Below are 1,063 nucleotides of genomic sequence, written 5' to 3'. Positions count from 1 at the left end.
CCGAAATCCGTGAAGAGCTGGAGCCCGAAGAGCTGTCGGTCGAGCTGGCCACCGCACTCGCCGCCCCTGAGGCCGAATCCGCCCCGCACCCGGCGCGGCGCATTGCCGGAGCCATCTACGTGAGCTGCACCGGCCGCGGTGGCAACCACTTTGGCGGCCCCAGCGCCGAGCTGCAAATCGTGCGCCGCGCCCTGGGCGACGTGCCCCTGGTGGGCTTCTTCGCCGCCGGTGAAATCGCCCGGCAAAACCTGTACGGCTACACCGGCGTGCTGACGGTGTTTACCGGCGGCAGCGCAGCGGCATAGGAGTCGGCGGGGTGGGTTGCATTTAGTAACAATGCAATGAACAATGGCCTGCCGTAAAGTGCGCAGGCCAACTCTTTTGCACGGTGCGGTCCCCCCACCGCAGCTTAGGAGAACCCTTCTATGGCCATGCCGTCTTCTCTTCGTACCGGGCTGACGCTGATCTGCTCGGGCATCGTGGCCACCGCGATGCTGGCCCTCACCGCCGCCAACTACGTCACCGCCCGCAACAACACCCTGGATGCGCTGCATACCGAAATGGCACGCTTGGCCGACACCAGCGTGGCCAGTATCAGCGATTGGGTGCGTTCCAAGCAGCGGGTGGTGGCCTCGTTGCAAGACACGCTGGCCCACCCCGAGCCCCTGGCTTTTCTGCGCAGCGCCAAGATTGCCGGTGACTTCAGCGGCGTTTTCATCGGCCAGGCGAATAAACAGCACCTCACTTTAAGCACCGTCTCCGCCGGGTACGACCCGACCGCGCGGCCCTGGTACATCCAGGCGGCCCAGGCGGGCGGGCCGGTGCTGACGCCCCCCTATGTGGACAGCACCAGCCAGAAACTGGTGGTGACCTTTGCCGAGCCGATCCAGAAGGGCGGCCAGGTCAGCGCGGTGATCGGGGCCGATGTATCGCTGGAGCAGGTGGTGCGGGTGGTCGCGGCCATCCAGCCCACGCCGCACAGCTACGCGTTTCTGGTGGGCAGCAAGGGCACCATCCTGGCGCACCCCGAGCCCGCGCTGCGCCTCAAGCCCCTGGACGCGCT

General features: G+C 66.7%; 2 protein-coding genes. Both read left to right on the top strand.

Annotation, left to right across the window (positions count from 1 at the left end):
• A partial coding sequence (locus AC097L_RS26120; protein ID WP_479589595.1) for an FIST C-terminal domain-containing protein occupies window positions 1–305 on the top strand: 305 nt, incomplete at its 5' end.
• Between the two features lie 126 nt (window positions 306–431).
• On the top strand, window positions 432–1,063 hold a 632-nt coding region (locus AC097L_RS26115), incomplete at its 3' end, for a cache domain-containing protein (RefSeq protein WP_479589594.1).

Source organism: Rhodoferax sp. RT5P35 (assembly GCF_056521385.1).
Note: the sequence above shows the minus strand (reverse complement) of the source record. Positions and strands in the feature narration are given on the sequence as shown.